16 protein-coding genes are annotated in these 16,695 nt (G+C 60.6%); 9 read left to right on the forward strand and 7 right to left on the reverse strand.

Annotated elements, in window-relative coordinates:
- Positions 1-3: 3 nt before the first annotated feature.
- Positions 4-507, reverse strand: coding sequence for a type VI secretion system contractile sheath small subunit (tssB, locus tag PSUM_RS06995; RefSeq protein ID WP_020798300.1), 504 nt, complete (start codon positions 505-507; stop codon positions 4-6).
- Positions 508-918: 411 nt separating this feature from the next.
- On the opposite strand from tssB, the gene PSUM_RS07000 reads away from it, so the two are divergent.
- On the forward strand, positions 919-1,659 hold the full coding sequence (locus PSUM_RS07000; protein WP_020798301.1) for a hypothetical protein: 741 nt from the start codon (positions 919-921) through the stop codon (positions 1,657-1,659).
- Positions 1,660-1,693: 34 nt separating this feature from the next.
- On the opposite strand, the gene PSUM_RS07005 is transcribed toward PSUM_RS07000, so the two are convergent.
- Positions 1,694-2,497, reverse strand: a complete 804-nt coding sequence (locus tag PSUM_RS07005) for a hypothetical protein (RefSeq protein ID WP_083349269.1) — start codon at positions 2,495-2,497, stop codon at positions 1,694-1,696.
- A gap of 298 nt (positions 2,498-2,795) precedes the next feature.
- Here PSUM_RS07005 and PSUM_RS07010 point away from each other — a divergent pair, with 298 nt between their 5' ends.
- From PSUM_RS07010 to argE, 4 genes are read left to right on the forward strand one after another with little or no spacing between them, the layout of a single operon-like run.
- Positions 2,796-4,106: a flavin-containing monooxygenase gene (locus PSUM_RS07010; RefSeq protein ID WP_020798303.1), complete on the forward strand. Its 1,311-nt coding sequence runs from the start codon at positions 2,796-2,798 to the stop codon at positions 4,104-4,106.
- 51 nt (positions 4,107-4,157) lie between these two features.
- Positions 4,158-4,574, forward strand: a complete 417-nt coding sequence (locus PSUM_RS07015) for a RidA family protein (RefSeq protein WP_083349270.1) — start codon at positions 4,158-4,160, stop codon at positions 4,572-4,574.
- An 11-nt stretch (positions 4,575-4,585) separates the two neighbouring features.
- Positions 4,586-5,263 (forward strand): DUF1028 domain-containing protein, encoded by a 678-nt coding sequence (locus PSUM_RS07020; RefSeq protein WP_020798304.1) that lies wholly within the window; start codon positions 4,586-4,588, stop codon positions 5,261-5,263.
- Positions 5,260-6,411 (forward strand): acetylornithine deacetylase, encoded by a 1,152-nt coding sequence (gene argE, locus PSUM_RS07025; RefSeq protein WP_083349271.1) that lies wholly within the window; start codon positions 5,260-5,262, stop codon positions 6,409-6,411. Before PSUM_RS07020 ends, argE begins: the two co-directional genes overlap by 4 nt.
- 15 nt (positions 6,412-6,426) lie before the next feature.
- Here the strand turns inward: argE and PSUM_RS07030 are convergent, their stop codons facing one another.
- Positions 6,427-7,338: a LysR substrate-binding domain-containing protein gene (locus tag PSUM_RS07030; RefSeq protein WP_020798306.1), complete on the reverse strand. Its 912-nt coding sequence runs from the start codon at positions 7,336-7,338 to the stop codon at positions 6,427-6,429.
- A gap of 232 nt (positions 7,339-7,570) precedes the next feature.
- Here PSUM_RS07030 and PSUM_RS07035 point away from each other — a divergent pair, with 232 nt between their 5' ends.
- The 3 genes from PSUM_RS07035 to PSUM_RS07045 all read left to right on the forward strand — a co-directional run bounded on the left by PSUM_RS07035 (position 7,571) and on the right by PSUM_RS07045 (position 10,293).
- Positions 7,571-8,986, forward strand: coding sequence for a purine-cytosine permease family protein (locus PSUM_RS07035; RefSeq protein ID WP_083349272.1), 1,416 nt, complete (start codon positions 7,571-7,573; stop codon positions 8,984-8,986).
- Positions 8,987-9,605: 619 nt separating this feature from the next.
- Positions 9,606-10,031: a hypothetical protein gene (locus tag PSUM_RS07040; protein ID WP_083349273.1), complete on the forward strand. Its 426-nt coding sequence runs from the start codon at positions 9,606-9,608 to the stop codon at positions 10,029-10,031.
- Positions 10,032-10,098: 67 nt separating this feature from the next.
- Positions 10,099-10,293, forward strand: a complete 195-nt coding sequence (locus tag PSUM_RS07045) for a PLDc N-terminal domain-containing protein (RefSeq protein ID WP_020798446.1) — start codon at positions 10,099-10,101, stop codon at positions 10,291-10,293.
- 30 nt (positions 10,294-10,323) lie between these two features.
- Here the strand turns inward: PSUM_RS07045 and PSUM_RS07050 are convergent, their stop codons facing one another.
- The 4 genes from PSUM_RS07050 to PSUM_RS07065 form a co-directional block, all read right to left on the reverse strand.
- Positions 10,324-10,872, reverse strand: coding sequence for a cupin domain-containing protein (locus PSUM_RS07050; protein ID WP_007895886.1), 549 nt, complete (start codon positions 10,870-10,872; stop codon positions 10,324-10,326).
- Positions 10,873-11,146: 274 nt separating this feature from the next.
- Positions 11,147-12,430: an NAD(P)/FAD-dependent oxidoreductase gene (locus tag PSUM_RS07055; RefSeq protein ID WP_020798445.1), complete on the reverse strand. Its 1,284-nt coding sequence runs from the start codon at positions 12,428-12,430 to the stop codon at positions 11,147-11,149.
- Between the two features lie 56 nt (positions 12,431-12,486).
- Positions 12,487-13,977 carry an aldehyde dehydrogenase gene (locus tag PSUM_RS07060; protein ID WP_020798444.1) on the reverse strand — a complete coding sequence of 497 codons (1,491 nt, stop codon included), beginning with the start codon at positions 13,975-13,977 and terminating at the stop codon, positions 12,487-12,489.
- Positions 13,978-14,070: 93 nt separating this feature from the next.
- Positions 14,071-15,447, reverse strand: a complete 1,377-nt coding sequence (locus tag PSUM_RS07065) for a glutamine synthetase family protein (RefSeq protein ID WP_083349274.1) — start codon at positions 15,445-15,447, stop codon at positions 14,071-14,073.
- 280 nt (positions 15,448-15,727) lie between these two features.
- Here PSUM_RS07065 and PSUM_RS07070 point away from each other — a divergent pair, with 280 nt between their 5' ends.
- Positions 15,728-16,489 (forward strand): gamma-glutamyl-gamma-aminobutyrate hydrolase family protein, encoded by a 762-nt coding sequence (locus PSUM_RS07070; protein WP_083349275.1) that lies wholly within the window; start codon positions 15,728-15,730, stop codon positions 16,487-16,489.
- Positions 16,490-16,695 lie beyond the last annotated feature (206 nt).

Raw genomic sequence — 16,695 nt, forward strand, 5'->3', positions numbered from 1 at the left:
GGATTAACGATTTTCTTCCGGTACCAACGTGGCCAACTCGGCGCGCAACTCGTCGCTGAGCGCATCATCCTTGAGGATACGTTCCAGCTCATGACGAAAGGTGGCGTTGTCCAGCAGATTCGACTTGAGGTCACGCAAGAGGTTGCGCATGGCCAAAAGCGCGCGCAGATGCGGGATTTGCCGCGCCACCTGCTCCGGCTCGAAGTCCTTCATGCGCTGGAACTTCAGCTCGACCGAGGCGTCGCCAGCGTCATCGACCAGGGTATTTTCCACGGCCACTTTCAACACCGGAGTAAACTCCGCCAAGACGCTATCGAAGTTGTTTTTGTTGATTGAAACCTTGCTTCGGGCTGATAAGGGGCGCTGTTCCCTGCCATTGCTGTAGTCACCCATGACCATCAGCTTCAGCGGTAATTCGACTTTTTTCTGCGCACCGCCGGTATGCAGGTCGAGTTTTATGTTGACCCGTGCCTTTGGCACTTCGTTCTGAAAGCTGCTTGAAGCCATAACCCCTCCCGTTTTTTCGTGATAACCACTTCCTTGACAATAAAATTGCAAGGACTACGTTCGACAAGCCTAGACAATCAAACAAGAAAGATGTCGAGGTTATTTGGAAATTCAGTTTCCATTTAAGTCTGTCCTCAGGACATATTTAGGCATCCTACAGCATCAATGAAGTATCCTACTTTCAACTTTTCTCACCTCAAATGCACTTTAGGAAATTTCGCACTTAGATGCGGAAAAAAGCCTACAAACCAATCGTAATAACGTTTGATACAACCCCGATACCCGCCTGTAACGCCAAGACACTTGGGCACCCTGCCCCATGCGCCTAGATTGAAAGCCTCGATGGACCGACCGGCTTGACCGCTAGCGGCCCATCGTCTGCCCGACACACCACCAAGGAAGAGGGAAACCATGAGCAAATCAATCGCTGTCAGCCAACAAAGCCAGCAGCTTCACAATGATGTGCAAGAAGCCGTCAAGTCGATCATGGGTGCTGCCACTGCGCTGAAATCCACCGATTACGGTCGGGTCTTGAGGTCCGCCCTGGCGGCTTCGCAAAAAACCGTAACCATTGAAATTGCCCCAGACGACCTGACCCAGCTGAAGAAGTCCGGCTACAAGCTGTGCTTCGCCAAGAAAGTCGGTACTGCCGACTACAACGTGGTCTGGCAGTCCTACTCCGCCTACCTGAGCAATAACGAATTCAGCTGGACGCCGCTGTATCAGCTGTTCGCCACCAACGTGTTCCAGGAAAACGTACAAGTCAAAGTCTCGACCAATGTCGTCAATATCGGTTTGGGGCAAACCTCGACACTCGATGAACACGGCTTGCTGAGCCCGGCAGTCACGGGCGGGCCCGAAGTTTCCGTGACGTTCGTGAACAACTTCGCGCCGATCCATCCGGGGATCAACCAGTTGTCCACCGGCATCGATGGCAATCAGGTCAGTACACCCATCTACGTGGCCGTCAATCGGGTGGTCACCGGCAATACCGTACTGACTCCCGTGGAAACTATCCTCGTATGGTTCGAACAGGATGTGCAGACCAGTACCATGTTCAGTACCTCACGCTCAAAGGCGATCGAAATCGACCTGACCTTCGATAACACCGCAGGTCGCCTTTACGAAGGCGGTCAATGGAAAACCGTTTGATGAGCGCAGCGGGGGCAACCACGCGTTGCCCCCTCTATTCATCGAATGGAGCTTGGGCAAAATAACCCGCTAGCGACAGGCAGATAGAGGCTGCCAGATCCTCCTGGGTAGCAATGCCATAGGGCTGATTGCGATCAAACTGGGCCGACCAGCGAATCCGCCCCTGCGCCGCATCCACCAACCGCAGCGATGCCCGAACCCGTGCCGGCTCGACCCGCACGCTGCCCTCCAGGCAATAGCAGTAGCGGCCGCCACGCCGGGCATTCGTTGTTTTCACACTGCTGCGCGGCATCCTTATCAATACATGGTTGCCACTGGTCTGTGCCTGCTCGAACGACTCGAACAGGCGACAACTGAGCTCCTCGCACAGGCCACGCGCAAAGTCATCGCCCTCGCGGGTAATGCAGGTAAAGGGCTGGATCTGCAAGACAGGGTGGTGCGCGGCCCCTGCATTGGGGCGCAGTCGCTGATAGGCCAGGCGATAACAACCAGGCGCAATGCTCAGTCGCACCGGTTCCTGCTGCCCCACCGTGGCGTAATGGCTGGCGAGTTTGCGCCGCAACCGCCCCACCTGCACCCGCACCACCGGATCGTCACCGGTGCAATACACCGCCGGATCGCGACGAAACACGGCGATACCGATGGCGTGTTCGGTCAGGGGAACATGGGCCGATTGCAGGTCGTGTTCGACCAGAAACCGCAACAGACTGCCCATGCGCCGGGACCTGGCGAACAACGGACTGGCCAGCAGCAACGCCAGCACCCGCTCCATCTCTTCAGGATCGAGCGGCACGGCAGTACCCTCTGCACTTGCAGGACCTGTGTGCTTGATCACCATTGCCTGCCTCCGTGCAGATTGCCGACAATCGCTTGCCCCTTCCGGGCCCTGGGCAGGCCAGTACGTGGCAAGGTCGAAGCTTAGCAGCCGTGATGGAATGGGCAGCGATTGCAGGGTGCCGGCCGACGAACGTTCAATCCCACCCTCGCCAACCCCACGCCGCAAACGCTCTGCATCAGTTATTTATACTCAAATGCCAGCTTAATAATATTTTACCGATATCAGGCTGATCCCTAGTCTTGAGCCCAAGAAATGGCAGGTCGACATAGACCTTTATCCAACTTCGAAGGGCAAAGAGATGACCATTGATAAAACAATAATAGATACCTTGATTGTTGGCGCCGGCCAGGCCGGCGTCGCCATGAGTGAACACCTGAGCAAGCTCGGCGTGCCGCACCTGGTGCTGGAGCGCAACCGTATCGCCGAGCGCTGGCGCACCGGCCGCTGGGATTCGCTGGTGGCCAATGGTCCGGCCTGGCACGACCGTTTTCCGGGCCTGGAATTCGACGATATCAGCCCCGATGGTTTTGCCCCCAAGGAGCGCGTGGCCGATTACTTCGAAGCGTATGCCCGCAAGTTCAAGGCGCCGATCCGCACCGGTGTGGAAGTGAAGAAAGTCGAACGCAATGTCGGCCGCCCGGGCTTCACCATCGAGACCTCCCAAGGCGTGATCGAGGCCAGCCGCGTGGTGGCTGCCACGGGGCCCTTCCAGCGTCCGGTGATCCCGCCGATCGCCCCCAAAGATGCACAATTGCTGCAGATCCACTCCGCCGACTATCGCAATCCCGGACAATTGCCCGAGGGCGCCGTGCTGGTGGTGGGCGCAGGTTCCTCGGGGGTGCAGATCGCCGATGAACTGCAGCGCTCGGGCAAGCAGGTCTACCTGTCGGTCGGCGCCCACGATCGCCCGCCCCGCGCCTATCGCAATCGCGATTTCTGCTGGTGGCTGGGCGTGCTCGGCGAATGGGACCAGGCCGCCATGAAACCCGGTCGCGAACACGTGACCATCGCCGTCAGTGGCGCCCAGGGTGGCCGCACCGTGGATTTCCGTGGCTTGGCGCATGCCGGCATGGTGTTGGTGGGCCTGACCCAAGCGTTCAATGGCAGCGTGGCGACCTTCCAGCCGAACCTGGCGGAGAACCTGGCCCGGGGCGATGAAAACTACCTGGCCTTGCTCGATGCCGCCGATGCCTACATCGAACGCAATGGCCTGGACCTGCCGGAAGAACCCGAAGCACGTCATACCTTCCCGGAGCCGGACTGTGTCACCCAGCCGATCCTCGAGCTCGACCTGGCCAAGGCCGGCGTGACGTCGATCATCTGGGCCACCGGTTTTGCCGTGGACTACAGCTGGCTGAAGGTCGACGCCTTTGACGACAACGGCAAGCCGCAGCACCAGCGCGGTGTGTCCAGCGAACCTGGCGTGTATTTCCTTGGCCTGCCCTGGCAGTCCCGCCGTGGCTCCTCGTTCATCTGGGGCGTGTGGCATGACGCCAAGTATGTGGCCGATCACATCGCCATCCAGCGCACCTACCTCGAGTACCGCGATGCTGGCCAACGCGAGGCCGAAAACGCCCCGGCCGCTAACAAGACAACCGTCAGCGCTTGATATCTGCCCGGCGCGTGAACCGCGCCGGCCCCCATACCTCAGGAGTTTTAAATGACTACGCCAACCCATACCCGCATCCGCATGTTCAACACCAAGGAAACCTACCCGAACCAGAGCCTGGACAACGACCTGTGCCAGGCCGTCCGCGCCGGCAATACCGTCTATGTGCGCGGCCAGGTCGGCACCGATTTCGAAGGTAACCTCGTTGGCCTCGGCGATCCGCGGGCACAGACCGAGCAAGCCATGCGCAACGTCAAGCAACTGCTGGAAGAAGCCGGCAGCGACCTGCGCCACATCGTCAAGACCACCACCTACCTGATCGACCCGCGCTACCGCGAACCGGTGTATCAGGAAGTGGGCAAGTGGCTCAAAGGCGTGTTCCCGATTTCCACCGGGCTGGTGGTGACGGCATTGGGTCAGCCACAGTGGCTGATGGAGATTGATGTAATCGCGGTGATCCCGGAATAAGGAGCACAGCCATGACCTTTTCCATAGCCGCCCGCTGCCCCGAAACCGGCCAGTTCGGCATCGCCATCAGCTCCTCGAGCATCGCCGTCGGCGCCCGCTGCCCCTGGTTGCTGCCCGGTGTGGGTGCCGTCTCCACGCAAAACATCACCCTGCCCTCCCTTGGCCCGGAAACCCTCGCCTTGATGGAGCAAGGCCTCGCACCTGCGGAGGCCCTGGACAAGGTGCTGACCCGCAACGGCTACAGCCAGTACCGGCAGATCACTGCCATCGACCACCTCGGCCGCACCGCGCACTTCAGCGGTGCGCAAACCCTGGGCAAGCACAATGCGGTGTCCGGCGAGCAATGCGTGGCGGCCGGCAACATGCTCGCGGCCCCCGGCGTAATCGAGGCCATGGTCAGCGCCTTCGAACAGGCCGAAGGCCATCTGGCCGACCGATTGCTCGCGGCGATGCAAGGTGGCATGGCGGCCGGTGGCGAAGCCGGGCCGGTGCATTCGGCTGCAGTGCTGGTTGTCGGGGAACTGACTTGGCCGATCGTCAACCTGCGGGTCGACTGGGCCGATGAAGACCCGATTGGCCAGCTGCAAAAACTCTGGCAGGCCTACCGTCCGCAAGTCCAGGACTACATCGACCGCGCCCTGGCGCCCGACAGGTCCCCTGGCTATGGTGTCGCCGGAGACGATCGATGAGCGCCAGCCGCGATCTGCTCGCAACGCTGGTGGCGTTCGACACCACCAGCCGCGAATCCAACCTGCAACTGATCGAGTTTGTCCGCGACTACCTCGCAGGTTTCGATGTGCCGTGCCAACTGGTCTACAACCAGGAGCGCAGCAAGGCCAATCTGTTTGCCACGATCGGCCCGGCGGACCGGCCAGGCATCGTGCTCTCGGGGCACACCGACGTGGTGCCCGTCGACGGCCAGCCGTGGACCGTTGCGCCGTTCCAGCTCACCGAACTAGGGGGCAAACTGTACGGTCGCGGCACGGCGGACATGAAGGGCTACATCGCCTGCGTGCTCGCCCTGGTGCCATCGCTGGTGCAGGCCTCGTTGCGACTGCCGGTGCATATCGCCCTGTCCTACGACGAAGAAGTCGGCTGCCTGGGCGTACGCTCCCTGCTCAAGGCCCTGGAACAACGACCGGTCAAACACATGCTGTGCATCATTGGCGAACCCACCGAACTCAAACCAGTGCTGGGCCACAAGGGCAAGCTGGCGATGCGCTGTGACATCCACGGTCACGCCTGCCATTCGGCCTACGCCCCGCTTGGGGTGAATGCCATCGAATACGCGGCCGAGCTGGTCAGTGAACTGGGGCGCATCGGCCAACGGCTCAAGGCCCCCGAACTCCATGACGTGCGTTTCGATCCACCGTTCTCCACGGTGCAGACCGGTGTGATTGGCGGCGGCAAGGCCTTGAACATCGTCCCGGCCGACTGCCGCTTCGACTTCGAAGTACGCGCCCTGCCCTCGCACGACCCGCGCCGGGTGGCGCAGGAACTGCAGGCCTACGCCGAGCAGCAACTGTTGCCGCGCATGCGCGCCGTGAGTGAGCACAGCGAGATCCGTTTCAGTGAATTGTCGGCGTACCCCGGCCTGGCCACCGATGCCCGCAGCGAAGCCGCTGAATTGATCGCGGCGTTTTCCGGTTCTCGGGATTTCGGTACGGTGGCGTTCGGCACCGAGGGCGGCCTGTTCGATGCGGCGGGAATCCCGACGGTGGTGTGTGGCCCGGGCAGCATGGAGCAAGGTCATAAACCCGACGAGTTCGTCAGCCTGGAGCAACTGCATGGCTGCGATGCCATGCTGCAACGGATGCTGCTGGCGATCGGCAACTGATGGCTGGCCCGATGCTCAGGTATAGAGCCGGGCCAGTTCTTCCTGACAGTAGTCCACGAACAGCTGCACCGGCTTGGTCAGCTGCGCCCTGCGCAACCACGCCGCTGACAACCCGGAGCCGGTCACGGCTTCGGCCAGCGGCACGCACACGACTTTTTGCCCGTCATAGGTGTATTCGGAAAACGGTTTGGTCACCAGGATCGAAAAGCCGAAACCCCGTCCTACCATCCCCCGGACCATTTCGATCGAAGGCGAACTGAAGACGATATTCGGCGTCAGCCCGCGCTCTTCGAAGATGCTCACGAAATAGGTTCGGCTGGGCACCACATCCAGCAGGATCATCGGCTCCAGCACCAGGTCGTGCAGCGAAACTTTCGCCTGCTGCGCGAAGCGGTGGTCCGCGGGAAGCAAGGCGTAGGGTTGCTGCGGCGGCATCAGTGCCACCGTCTCGATCGTGCTGTCCAGGTCGTGTTCGAAGACCATGGCCATGTCGATGCTGCCGGCGGTCAACGCTTGCACCAACTCCTGCTGCTCGCCATCGCGAATGCGGATTTCCACCCCCGGCCAACGTGCCTTGAAACCGGCGATCAGGCGCGGCAGGTACAGCGGCGCCACGGTTTCAAAACAGCCGATATCGATCTGCCCCGCCACCACGTCATTGTCCGCCAGGGCATTTTGCTCAAACTCATGGGCGACCCGCAGCAGCTCCTGGGCCTTGCGGTAGAACCGCGAGCCGCTCGGCGTCAGTGAAACGCCCTGGGCGTGATGTCGGATGAACAGTTGCACGCCAAAACTCTCTTCCAGGTGCTTGATCGCCGTCGACACCGATGGTTGCGCGATATAGAGCTTGCGCGAAGCCTCGGCCACGCTGCCGCAGTCGGCCGTGGTGACGAAATATCTGAGTTGGCGCAGGTTGTAAGCGGCCATGGGGACCTCCGGAAAGTCAAGGAATCGACAGCGCCCACAAGGGTTTTGCGTCAAGGCTGAACATACCGGAGGCGAGCGCAGCCACGGCATATATTTTTTAAGGTTTGAGGCAACAAACTTACTAATTTATCTATCCCGATCCATTGCACATGATCGCTCCAACAAGAAAAGCGTCGTTCGCGCGACGCTCACCGAAGTACGTCCACGTACTCACTTTGCCTTGGAGTTCATCATGGTAACCACTGCAGCAACGAGCGCCCCGCTCATCGAGAAACACACGATCGGCTACGTGCCGCCGCAAGATCGTCATGGCAAGACCCGAGACCTGTTCACCCTGTGGTTCGGTGGCAACATCGCCCCCTTGCCCATCGTCACCGGCGCCCTCGGCGTGCAGATGTTCCACCTGAACCTGGTCTGGGGCATCGTCGCCATCCTCGTCGGCCACTTGGTCGGCGGCGTGCTGATGGCCCTGCACTCGGCCCAGGGACCGCAGATGGGTATCCCGCAGATGATCCAGAGCCGCGCCCAGTTCGGTTCCCTGGGTGCTCTGCTGGTGGTGCTGATCGCCGGCGTCATGTACATCGGCTTCTTCGCGTCCAACATCGTGCTGGCCGGCAAATCCCTGCACGGCGTGGTTGATAGCGTGCCGGTACCGGTGGGCATCGTCATTGGTGCCCTGGGTTCGGGCATCATCGGCATCATCGGCTATCGCTTCATCCACGTGCTCAACCGTATCGGCACCTGGGTATTGGGCATCGGCATCGTGCTGGGCTTCGGCTACATCCTGACCCACGTGCAGACTGACGATTTCCTCACCCGTGGCGGTTTCAACATTTCCGGCTGGCTGGCAACGGTTTCCCTGGCCGCGCTGTGGCAAATCGCCTTCGCGCCCTACGTGTCCGACTACTCGCGCTACCTGCCGGCCAACGTGCCCGTGGCGGCCACCTTCTGGACCACCTACCTGGGCACAGTGCTCGGTTCCAGCCTCTCGTTCGTCTTCGGCGCCGTCGCCGTACTGGCCACGCCAGTCGGCATGGACACCATGGACGCGGTCAAGCTCGCCACCGGTTCCATCGGCCCGCTGATGCTGGTGCTGTTCCTGCTTAGCGTCATCAGCCACAACGCACTCAACCTCTATGGCGCCGTGCTGTCGCTGATCACCCTGGTACAAACCTTCGCCTACCGCTGGATCCCCACCGCCAAGAGCCGCGCCGTGCTCTCGGTCATTGTGCTCGCGGCCTGCTGCTTTGCCGCCGTCGGTGCCTCCGCTGACTTCATCGGCCACTTCGTCGACATGGTGTTGGTATTGCTGGTGGTGTTGGCGCCGTGGACAGCGATCAACCTGATCGACTTCTACGCCATTCACAAAGGCAAGTACGACATCGATTCGATCTTCCACGTCGATGGCGGTATCTACGGTCGCTACAATCCGCAGGCGCTGCTGGCCTACGCGATCGGCATCGTGGTTCAGATCCCGTTCATGAACACGCCGCTGTATGTCGGACCGATTTCCGAGCACATCAACGGCGCGGATTTGTCCTGGTTGGTGGGCCTGTTGATTACGTCGCCGCTGTACTGGTGGCTGGCCAATCGTGACAGTGCGTACAAGCGACGGTTGGCGGGTGGGAAGCTGGCGGCCAACGTTTAATCGCGCCGATAACCCGCATGATGAAGCCCCGCAGATTTGTAATTTAGATTGGGTGTATATCCGTTGCTGCGGTAACGGCCACCTAGGGTTTCGCTCTTACAGCGAGTCACTTGGAAAAACGGAACGCCGCCCGGCCCTAAGTAACCAAGGGCTCTTGCCCCTGGCGTTCGGTGGCTCGCTAGGGCTCGCCATACCCTCGCTCCGGTCCTGCTCCGTGGGTCGCCGCGATGGGCCATCCATGGCCCAGCGCGGCTAAACCGGCATCCTTGCCGGTTTACCCACTGCGCAGAACCTCCACTCGGCCTCTCGAGGGGGCAAGAAAATCAAAAGCCAGATCAAGATCAAACGCGAAAGCGAGGCGGCCTGACAGCCGACCTGATTTCGCGGATGTACTCATCCCTCTGTAGGAGCGAGCCTGCTCGCGAAAAATGTCCAGACAACGCGTTCATCCAGACAGGGCGCGTTATCGTTGACGTCCATCGTCGGAACGCCGCCCGGAGCATGCTCGCTCCTACAGGGTCCCTTGAAATGAAGGGAACCCCGTACCTCATCGCGTTTTCAAATCTCTGTCGGCGCCACTTCCCGATCAGGCAAAGGCGCCATTGCAGAGGAAATCCCGATGAACCGTCGACTTCTGCTCCTGATCGCCAGCCTCATTCCCGGCCTGGCCGCCGCCGAAGGCTGTGACGTGCTGACGCGATCGCAAAGCGCTGCCGTTCCCGTGGTCGAGACTCACAGCTGTTATGAATACGAAGGCATGCCGGTCAATGCCATCGATTGGTCCTGCAGCAATGAGAGCAAGGACATGCTGGCCAGCACCAAGAAAAAGGTCGAACAGTGCGCCGATCACTATCAAGCCTCCTGCGTCGCTACGCTGACCCAGGAATCCCTGGCCAACCCACATTCCACCAGCAAGGACAAGAACAGCACGTCGCTGAACATTCCCGACAGCGCCAAGGTCACCACCTATTACTACGATGCGCAGCACATTGACCAGGCCAGGATCGATTGCGAGTCCGGTGGCGGACACTGGAAAGCCAGGTAGCGGCGAAAATTAAATGAACCCCGCGATTGCACGGCCACCTAACTGACTGACTATCAGGAGGTGGCTCATGCAAATAGAAACGCTATGGATCGTATCGGCGGCAGTGCTGCTGGCGCTTGAACTGTGGGCGATCAACCGGGTGCGCAAAAGCGCAGGGAACGCCAGCAACAAGGGGGTATGGATGGTGCTGATCGTGTTTGTACCGTTGATTGGCCTGGTACTGTGGGCCCTGGCGGGGCCCAAGCACGTTGCCCAGGCGTAATGCGGCGATTGACGTCCTGGGGCCGGTTCGTCAGAAGTTCGCCGGGGTGTTCGCACTGATGATTTCCGCCTCATCCGCGCCGATGTTCCTGAACCGGTGCGGCAAGGTCGTGGGGAAATAGTACCCGTCACCGGCATTGAGCACGCTGATCTGCCCGTCCACCGTCAGCTCGACGGTGCCACGGGTGACCAGCCCGCACTCCTCGCCTTCTGAGTGCACGATCGGCTCTTCGCCGGAACTGGCACCCGGCGCGTATTGTTCGCGCAACAGACGCATCTGCCGACTCGGCACGGACGCACCGATCAGCAGCAGCCGCAGGCCGTGGCGGCCGAGGTCCGGCTGTTCGTTGGCGCGAAAGACGTATTGATGCTCGCGCGGTGGCTGATCGAAGGTGAAGAAGTCGGCCAGGGACATGGGAATGCCTTCAAGCAGCTTTTTCAGCGAGCTGACGGAAGGACTGACGCGATTCTGTTCGATCAGGGAAATGGTGGCATTGGTGACGCCGCTACGCCGGGCCAGCTCGCGCTGGGACAGTTTGTAGCTTTCGCGTACTAATTTGAGTCGTGAGCCCGTGTCCATGACAGCCTTATGTGCTTGGTACGCAAGGGTAATGGGGGTGGAGAGCAGGCGTAGATCGCGCCGTTTTCCGGTCCCGGAAACGTGAAAGGCGGCTATTAAATCACGTTTGTGGGTGTTGCTGTAGGAGCTGCCGCAGGCTGCGATCTTTTGATCTTTGATCGTCAAAAGCAAGATCAAACGATCGCAGCCTGCGGCTGCTCCTACAGGGGTACGTGGTGTTTCAGGTAAAAAAGCCGGCAGTACCTGATTGGGGTGCCTGCCGGTGAGGTAAAGTCTAGATGCCGAAACGGTCGCGCAGCGAGTAGTACACGGCGCCGAGGGCGGTCAACGGAGCCGAGAAGGTGCGCCCGCCGATCATCGGCATGTGCGGCAAGGATGCAAACGCGTCGAAACGCTCGGCGTCGCCACGTATCATTTCCGAGATGAGCTTGCCGGCCAGGTGCGAGCACGTAACGCCGTGACCACTGTAGCCCTGCATGTAGTAGGCGTTTTTCTCGATACGGCCGAATTGCGGCATGCGCGACATGGTCAGCAGGAAGTTGCCGGTCCAGCGGTAGTCGATCTTCACATCCTTCAACTGCGGGAAGGTCTTGAGGATCTTCGGGCGGATCAGTTGTTCGATGTCGTCCGGCTCACGGGCGCCGTAGACCACGCCACCGCCGTAGAGCAGGCGGTTGTCGCGGGTCAGGCGGTAGTAGTCGAGCAGGTAGTTGCAGTCTTCGACGCAGTAGTTGTTGGTGATCAGGCTGCGGGCAACTTTTTCCGGCAGCGGTTCAGTCACAACGATCTGCGAACCGCACGGCATGCTCTTGCTGGTCACGCGATTGTCCAGGCCCTGCGGCAGGTAGGCGTTACCAGCGATCAGCAGGTACTTGGCCTTTACCACGCCTTTGGCGGTGCGCACGGTGATCGGCTCGCCGTAGGTGATTTCCACCGCCGCCGACTGCTCGTAGATCTTGCCGCCCAGGCCGATGATCGCCGAGGCTTCGCCGAGGGCCAGGTTCAACGGGTGAATGTGGCCGCCCTGCATGTCCAGCAGGCCACCGACGTAGGCATTGGAACCCACTTCGCGCTTGATGTCGGCAGCGTCGAGCATTGTCAGGTTCTTGTTGCCGTAGCGTTCCCAGCTCTTCTTCTGCTCGGCCAGGCCCTTGAGTTGCTTTTTGTTCATCGCCGCGAAGATGCCACCGGGACGGTAGTCGCACTGGATGTCGTAGTGCTGTATGCGCTGACGAATGATGTCCGCACCTTCGAAGATCATGCTGCCGAGGATTTCGGCGGTCTTGTCGCCGTAGCGCTCTTCGATGACATCGACGTCGCGGCTGTAGGAGTTGACCAGTTGCCCGCCGTTGCGACCGCTGGCGCCGAAGCCGACCTTGGCCGCTTCGAGCACGGTGACGCTGTAGCCCGCTTCGGCGAGGAACAGCGCCGAGGACAGGCCGGTGTAGCCGGCGCCGATCACGCAGACGTCGCAGTCAACCGCCCCTTCCAGTACCGGGAAATCGCCGGTGAAGTTGCGGGTGGCGGCGTAGTAGCTATTAACATGTGCTTGTTTCATAGGTTTCTCCGATGGGCACCGGCAAGAGGCCGGTGACCGTCGCTTTTTTATAGGTCTTAGAGCTTGATCCAGGTCGCCTTGAGTTCGGTGTACTTGTCGAACGCGTGCAGCGATTTGTCCCGACCGTTACCCGACTGCTTGAACCCGCCGAACGGCGCGGTCATGTCGCCGCCGTCATACTGGTTGACCCAGACGCTGCCGGCACGCAGGCCACGGGCGAAGGTGTGGGCCTTGCTCAGGTTGCTGGTCCACACGCCGGCGGCCAGGCCGAAGATGCTGTCGTTGGCGATTGCCAGGGCTTCTTCAGCGGTGTCGAAGGTGATGACCGACAGCACCGGGCCGAAAATTTCTTCCCGGGCGATGGTCATGGCGTTGGTCACGCCGTCGAAAACCGCCGGCTCCACGTACAGGCCACCGGTTTCTTCGAGGGTGCGCTGGCCGCCCGCGATCAACTCGGCACCCTGTTCCCTGCCGATATCGATGTAGCGCAATACGTTGTCCAGTTGACGCTGGTCGACGACCGCGCCGACGGTGGTCGAAGGATCAAGCGCATGCCCCGGCTTCCAGGCTTGCAGGGCTTCGACCAACAATGGCAAGAACTGCTCGCGGATCGAACGCTCCACCAGCAAGCGCGAACCGGCGGTGCAGACTTCGCCCTGATTGAAGGCAATGCCGCTGGCTGCCGCTTGTGCCGCCGCGCGCAGGTCCGGTGCATCGGCGAACACCACGTTCGGGCTTTTGCCCCCCGCTTCTGCCCAGACGCGTTTCATGTTGCTTTGCCCGGCGTAGATCATCAGTTGCTTGGCGATCGCCGTGGAGCCGGTGAAGGCCAGCACGTCGACGTCCATGTGCAACGCCAGCGCCTTGCCGACGGTGTGACCGTAGCCCGGCAAGACGTTGAAAACACCTTTCGGGATGCCCGCTTCCAGTGCCAGCTGCGCGATGCGAATGGCCGTCAGCGGCGACTTTTCCGAAGGCTTGAGGATGAACGAGTTACCTGCCGCCAGGGCCGGGGCGAATTTCCAGCTGGCCATGATCAGCGGGAAGTTCCAGGGCACGATGGCCGCGACCACGCCGGCCGGTTCGCGCGTCACCAGGCCAAGCTGATCGCGGGGCGTGGCAGCGACTTCGTCGTAGATCTTGTCGATGGCTTCGGCGGTCCAGCGAATCGCGTTGGCGGTCGCCGGAATGTCGACGTTCATCGAGTCGCTGATCGGCTTGCCCATGTCGAGGGTTTCAAGCAGCGCGAGCTCTTCCTGGTTGGCCAGGATCAAGTCGGCGAAGCGGATCAGCACGCGCTTGCGCTCGGCCGGAGCCAGGCTGGCCCAGACGCCGGATTCGAAGGTGCGACGGGCAACGGCGACGGCGGCGTTGGCATCGGCTTCGTCGGTGCTGGCCACATTCGCCAGGAAACGACCGTCCACCGGGCTGATGCATTCGAACGTGGCGCCGCTGGCGGCCGCGCAGTACTGGCCGTCGATGAAGGCGCGGCTTTCGATGTTGAGGGACTGGAAGCGTTGCTCCCAGTCGCTGCGAGTGATTGTCATGGTTGTGACTCGACGCAGGGGAATATGTAGTCGAACTGACCGGTCATCCAAGGATTTGAAAGACGCTCCCACAGTTGATCGGCGTGATCCGTCTTAAACGGTATGCAGGTACCAGTTGTACTCAAGGTCGGAGATGGAGTTCTCGAACTCGGCCAGCTCGCTTTCCTTGCACGCCACGAACACGTCGATGTACATCGGGTCGATATAACGGGCCATGACTTCGCTGTCGTCCAGCTCGCGCAGGGCATCGCGCAGGTTGTTCGGCAGGCTCTGCTCGTTCTGTTCGTAGCTGTTGCCTTCCACCGGGGCGCCAGGCTCGATCTGGTTGGTCAGGCCGTGGTGCACGCCGGCCAAAACCGAAGCCATCAACAGGTACGGGTTGGCGTCGGCACCGGCCACGCGGTGCTCGATGCGCACGGCGTCCGGTGAACCGGTCGGCACGCGAACCGCTACGGTACGGTTGTCGACGCCCCAGCTCGGCGAGTTCGGCACGTAGAACTGCGCGCCGAAACGACGGTAAGAGTTGACGTTCGGGCAAAGGAACGCCATCTGCGCCGGCAGGGTCTCGAGCACACCGCCGATCGCGTGACGCAGCGCGGCGTTCTGCTCGGGATCCTCGCTGGCAAAGATGTTGTTGCCTTCCTTGTCGAGAATCGAAATGTGTACGTGCAGACCGTTACCCGCCTGGCCTGGATACGGCTTGGCCATGAACGTGGTGTCCATCTCGTGGTCGTAGGCGATGTTTTTCACCAGACGCTTGAGCAGCACCGCGTAATCGCAAGCCTTTATAGGATCGGCCACGTGGTGCAGGTTGACTTCGAACTGCGCCGGGGCGCTTTCCTTGACGATGGCGTCAGCCGGGATGCCCTGCTCTTTCGCGCCTTCGAGGATGTCCTGCAGGCAGTCGACGTATTCGTCGAGGTCGTCGATCAGGTACACCTGGGTCGACATCGGACGCTTGCCGGACACCGGCGAACGCGGCGACTGTGGGCGACCGTTCACGTTGTCCTGGTCGATCAGGTAGAACTCCAGTTCGAACGCGGCGCAGATGGTCAGGCCCATGTCGTCGAACTTGCGCACCACATTTGCCAACACTTCCCGCGGGTCGGCGAAGAACGGCTGGCCTTCGAGCTCGTGCATGGTCATCAGCAGTTGCGCGGTTGGGCGCTTCTGCCATGGCTCGATGCTCAGGGTGCCAGGGATCGGATAGCAGATCCGGTCGGAGTCGCCGATGTCCAGGCCCAGGCCGGTGCTTTCCACCGTGGAGCCATTGATGTCCAGCGCAAACAGGGACGCTGGCAGGTTGATGCCTTTCTCGTAAACCTTATGAAGACTGGTGCGTTCGATGCGCTTGCCGCGCACCACACCGTTCATATCCGCAATCAGAAGGTCGACGTACAAAACCTCAGGATATTTCTTAAGGAATGCGTTTGCTTCGTTGAGTTGAACGGTACGCAGAGGGACCGACATGATGCACCTATTAGCTGTTAATTATTATGTTCACCGCCCTTTCACGTAGCCAGTCAATCCGAAAGGCAAAGTGAAGTCAATAGCGAACACACAGCCTTTAAGCGTTTATTTTCGGGCCTCTCAGAGGCACGAGAGTGCCAGATCATCCTTGAAACACGCGTAAATCCTCGTCTTCAGACGTGCGGCGTTTAGAATTTTTTACATGAGAGTTGTTAATTAAAATCAACAAGGCTAAGCTCCAGAAAAGCTCGTTCAAGTGTGAAACTTCGAGGTGATAAAAATGGCATTCAAGCCATTGATCGGCGTTACTGCATGCGTCAAACAGATTGGCCTGCACCCCTACCACGTCAGCGGTGACAAGTACTTGCGTGCTGTCAGCGTTGCCGCGCTGGGACTGCCCGTGGTCATTCCTTCCCTGGGCGACCTGACCGAAATCGAAGACCTGCTACCGCAGCTCGACGGTCTGTTGCTGACCGGCTCGCCGTCGAATGTGGAGCCCTTCCACTATCAAGGCCCCGCCAGCGCTCCCGGCACCGAACACGATCCCCAGCGGGATCAAACCACCCTTCCCCTGATTCGCGCGGCGATTACCGCTGGCGTTCCGGTGCTCGGCATCTGCCGCGGCTTTCAGGAGATGAACGTGGCGTTCGGTGGCAGCCTGCATCAGAAGGTCCATGAACTGCCCGGCTTCCTCGATCATCGTGAAGCCGACCATCCCGACCTCGCGGTGCAATACGCACCGGCGCACGCCGTCGATGTGCAGCCCGGTGGTGTGTTCCAGGCGCTGGACCTGCCCCCGCAGTTCCAGGTCAATTCGATTCACAGCCAGGGCATCGACCGACTCGCGCCTGGCCTGCGCGCCGAAGCGCTCGCGCCGGATGGCTTGATCGAAGCGGTCTCGGTGGAGCACAGCAAGGCCTTCGCCCTCGGCGTGCAATGGCACCCGGAATGGCAGGTCCTGTCGAATCCGCCCTACCTGAGAATTTTCCAGGCGTTTGGTGACGCGTGCCGACAACGGGCGGCGCTTCGTAACTCGCGCTGACGTCATAAAAGATCAATCAATTTACTGCCCCCGTGGGTCTGGCGGGTGCGCTTGCGCGCATCCGTGACTCACGACAACAACACACTGCAATAACAACAAGTACCGCAGCCAGGAAGGCGGCACCGGATAAACCCGGACGGGGCATCCAGCGCAATCCCCTGTAGGAGCTGGCGAAGCCTGCGATCTTTTGATCTTGATTTTGAAAA

This window comes from Pseudomonas umsongensis (genome assembly GCF_002236105.1).
GTDB classification, from domain to species: Bacteria; Pseudomonadota; Gammaproteobacteria; order Pseudomonadales; family Pseudomonadaceae; genus Aquipseudomonas; species Aquipseudomonas umsongensis.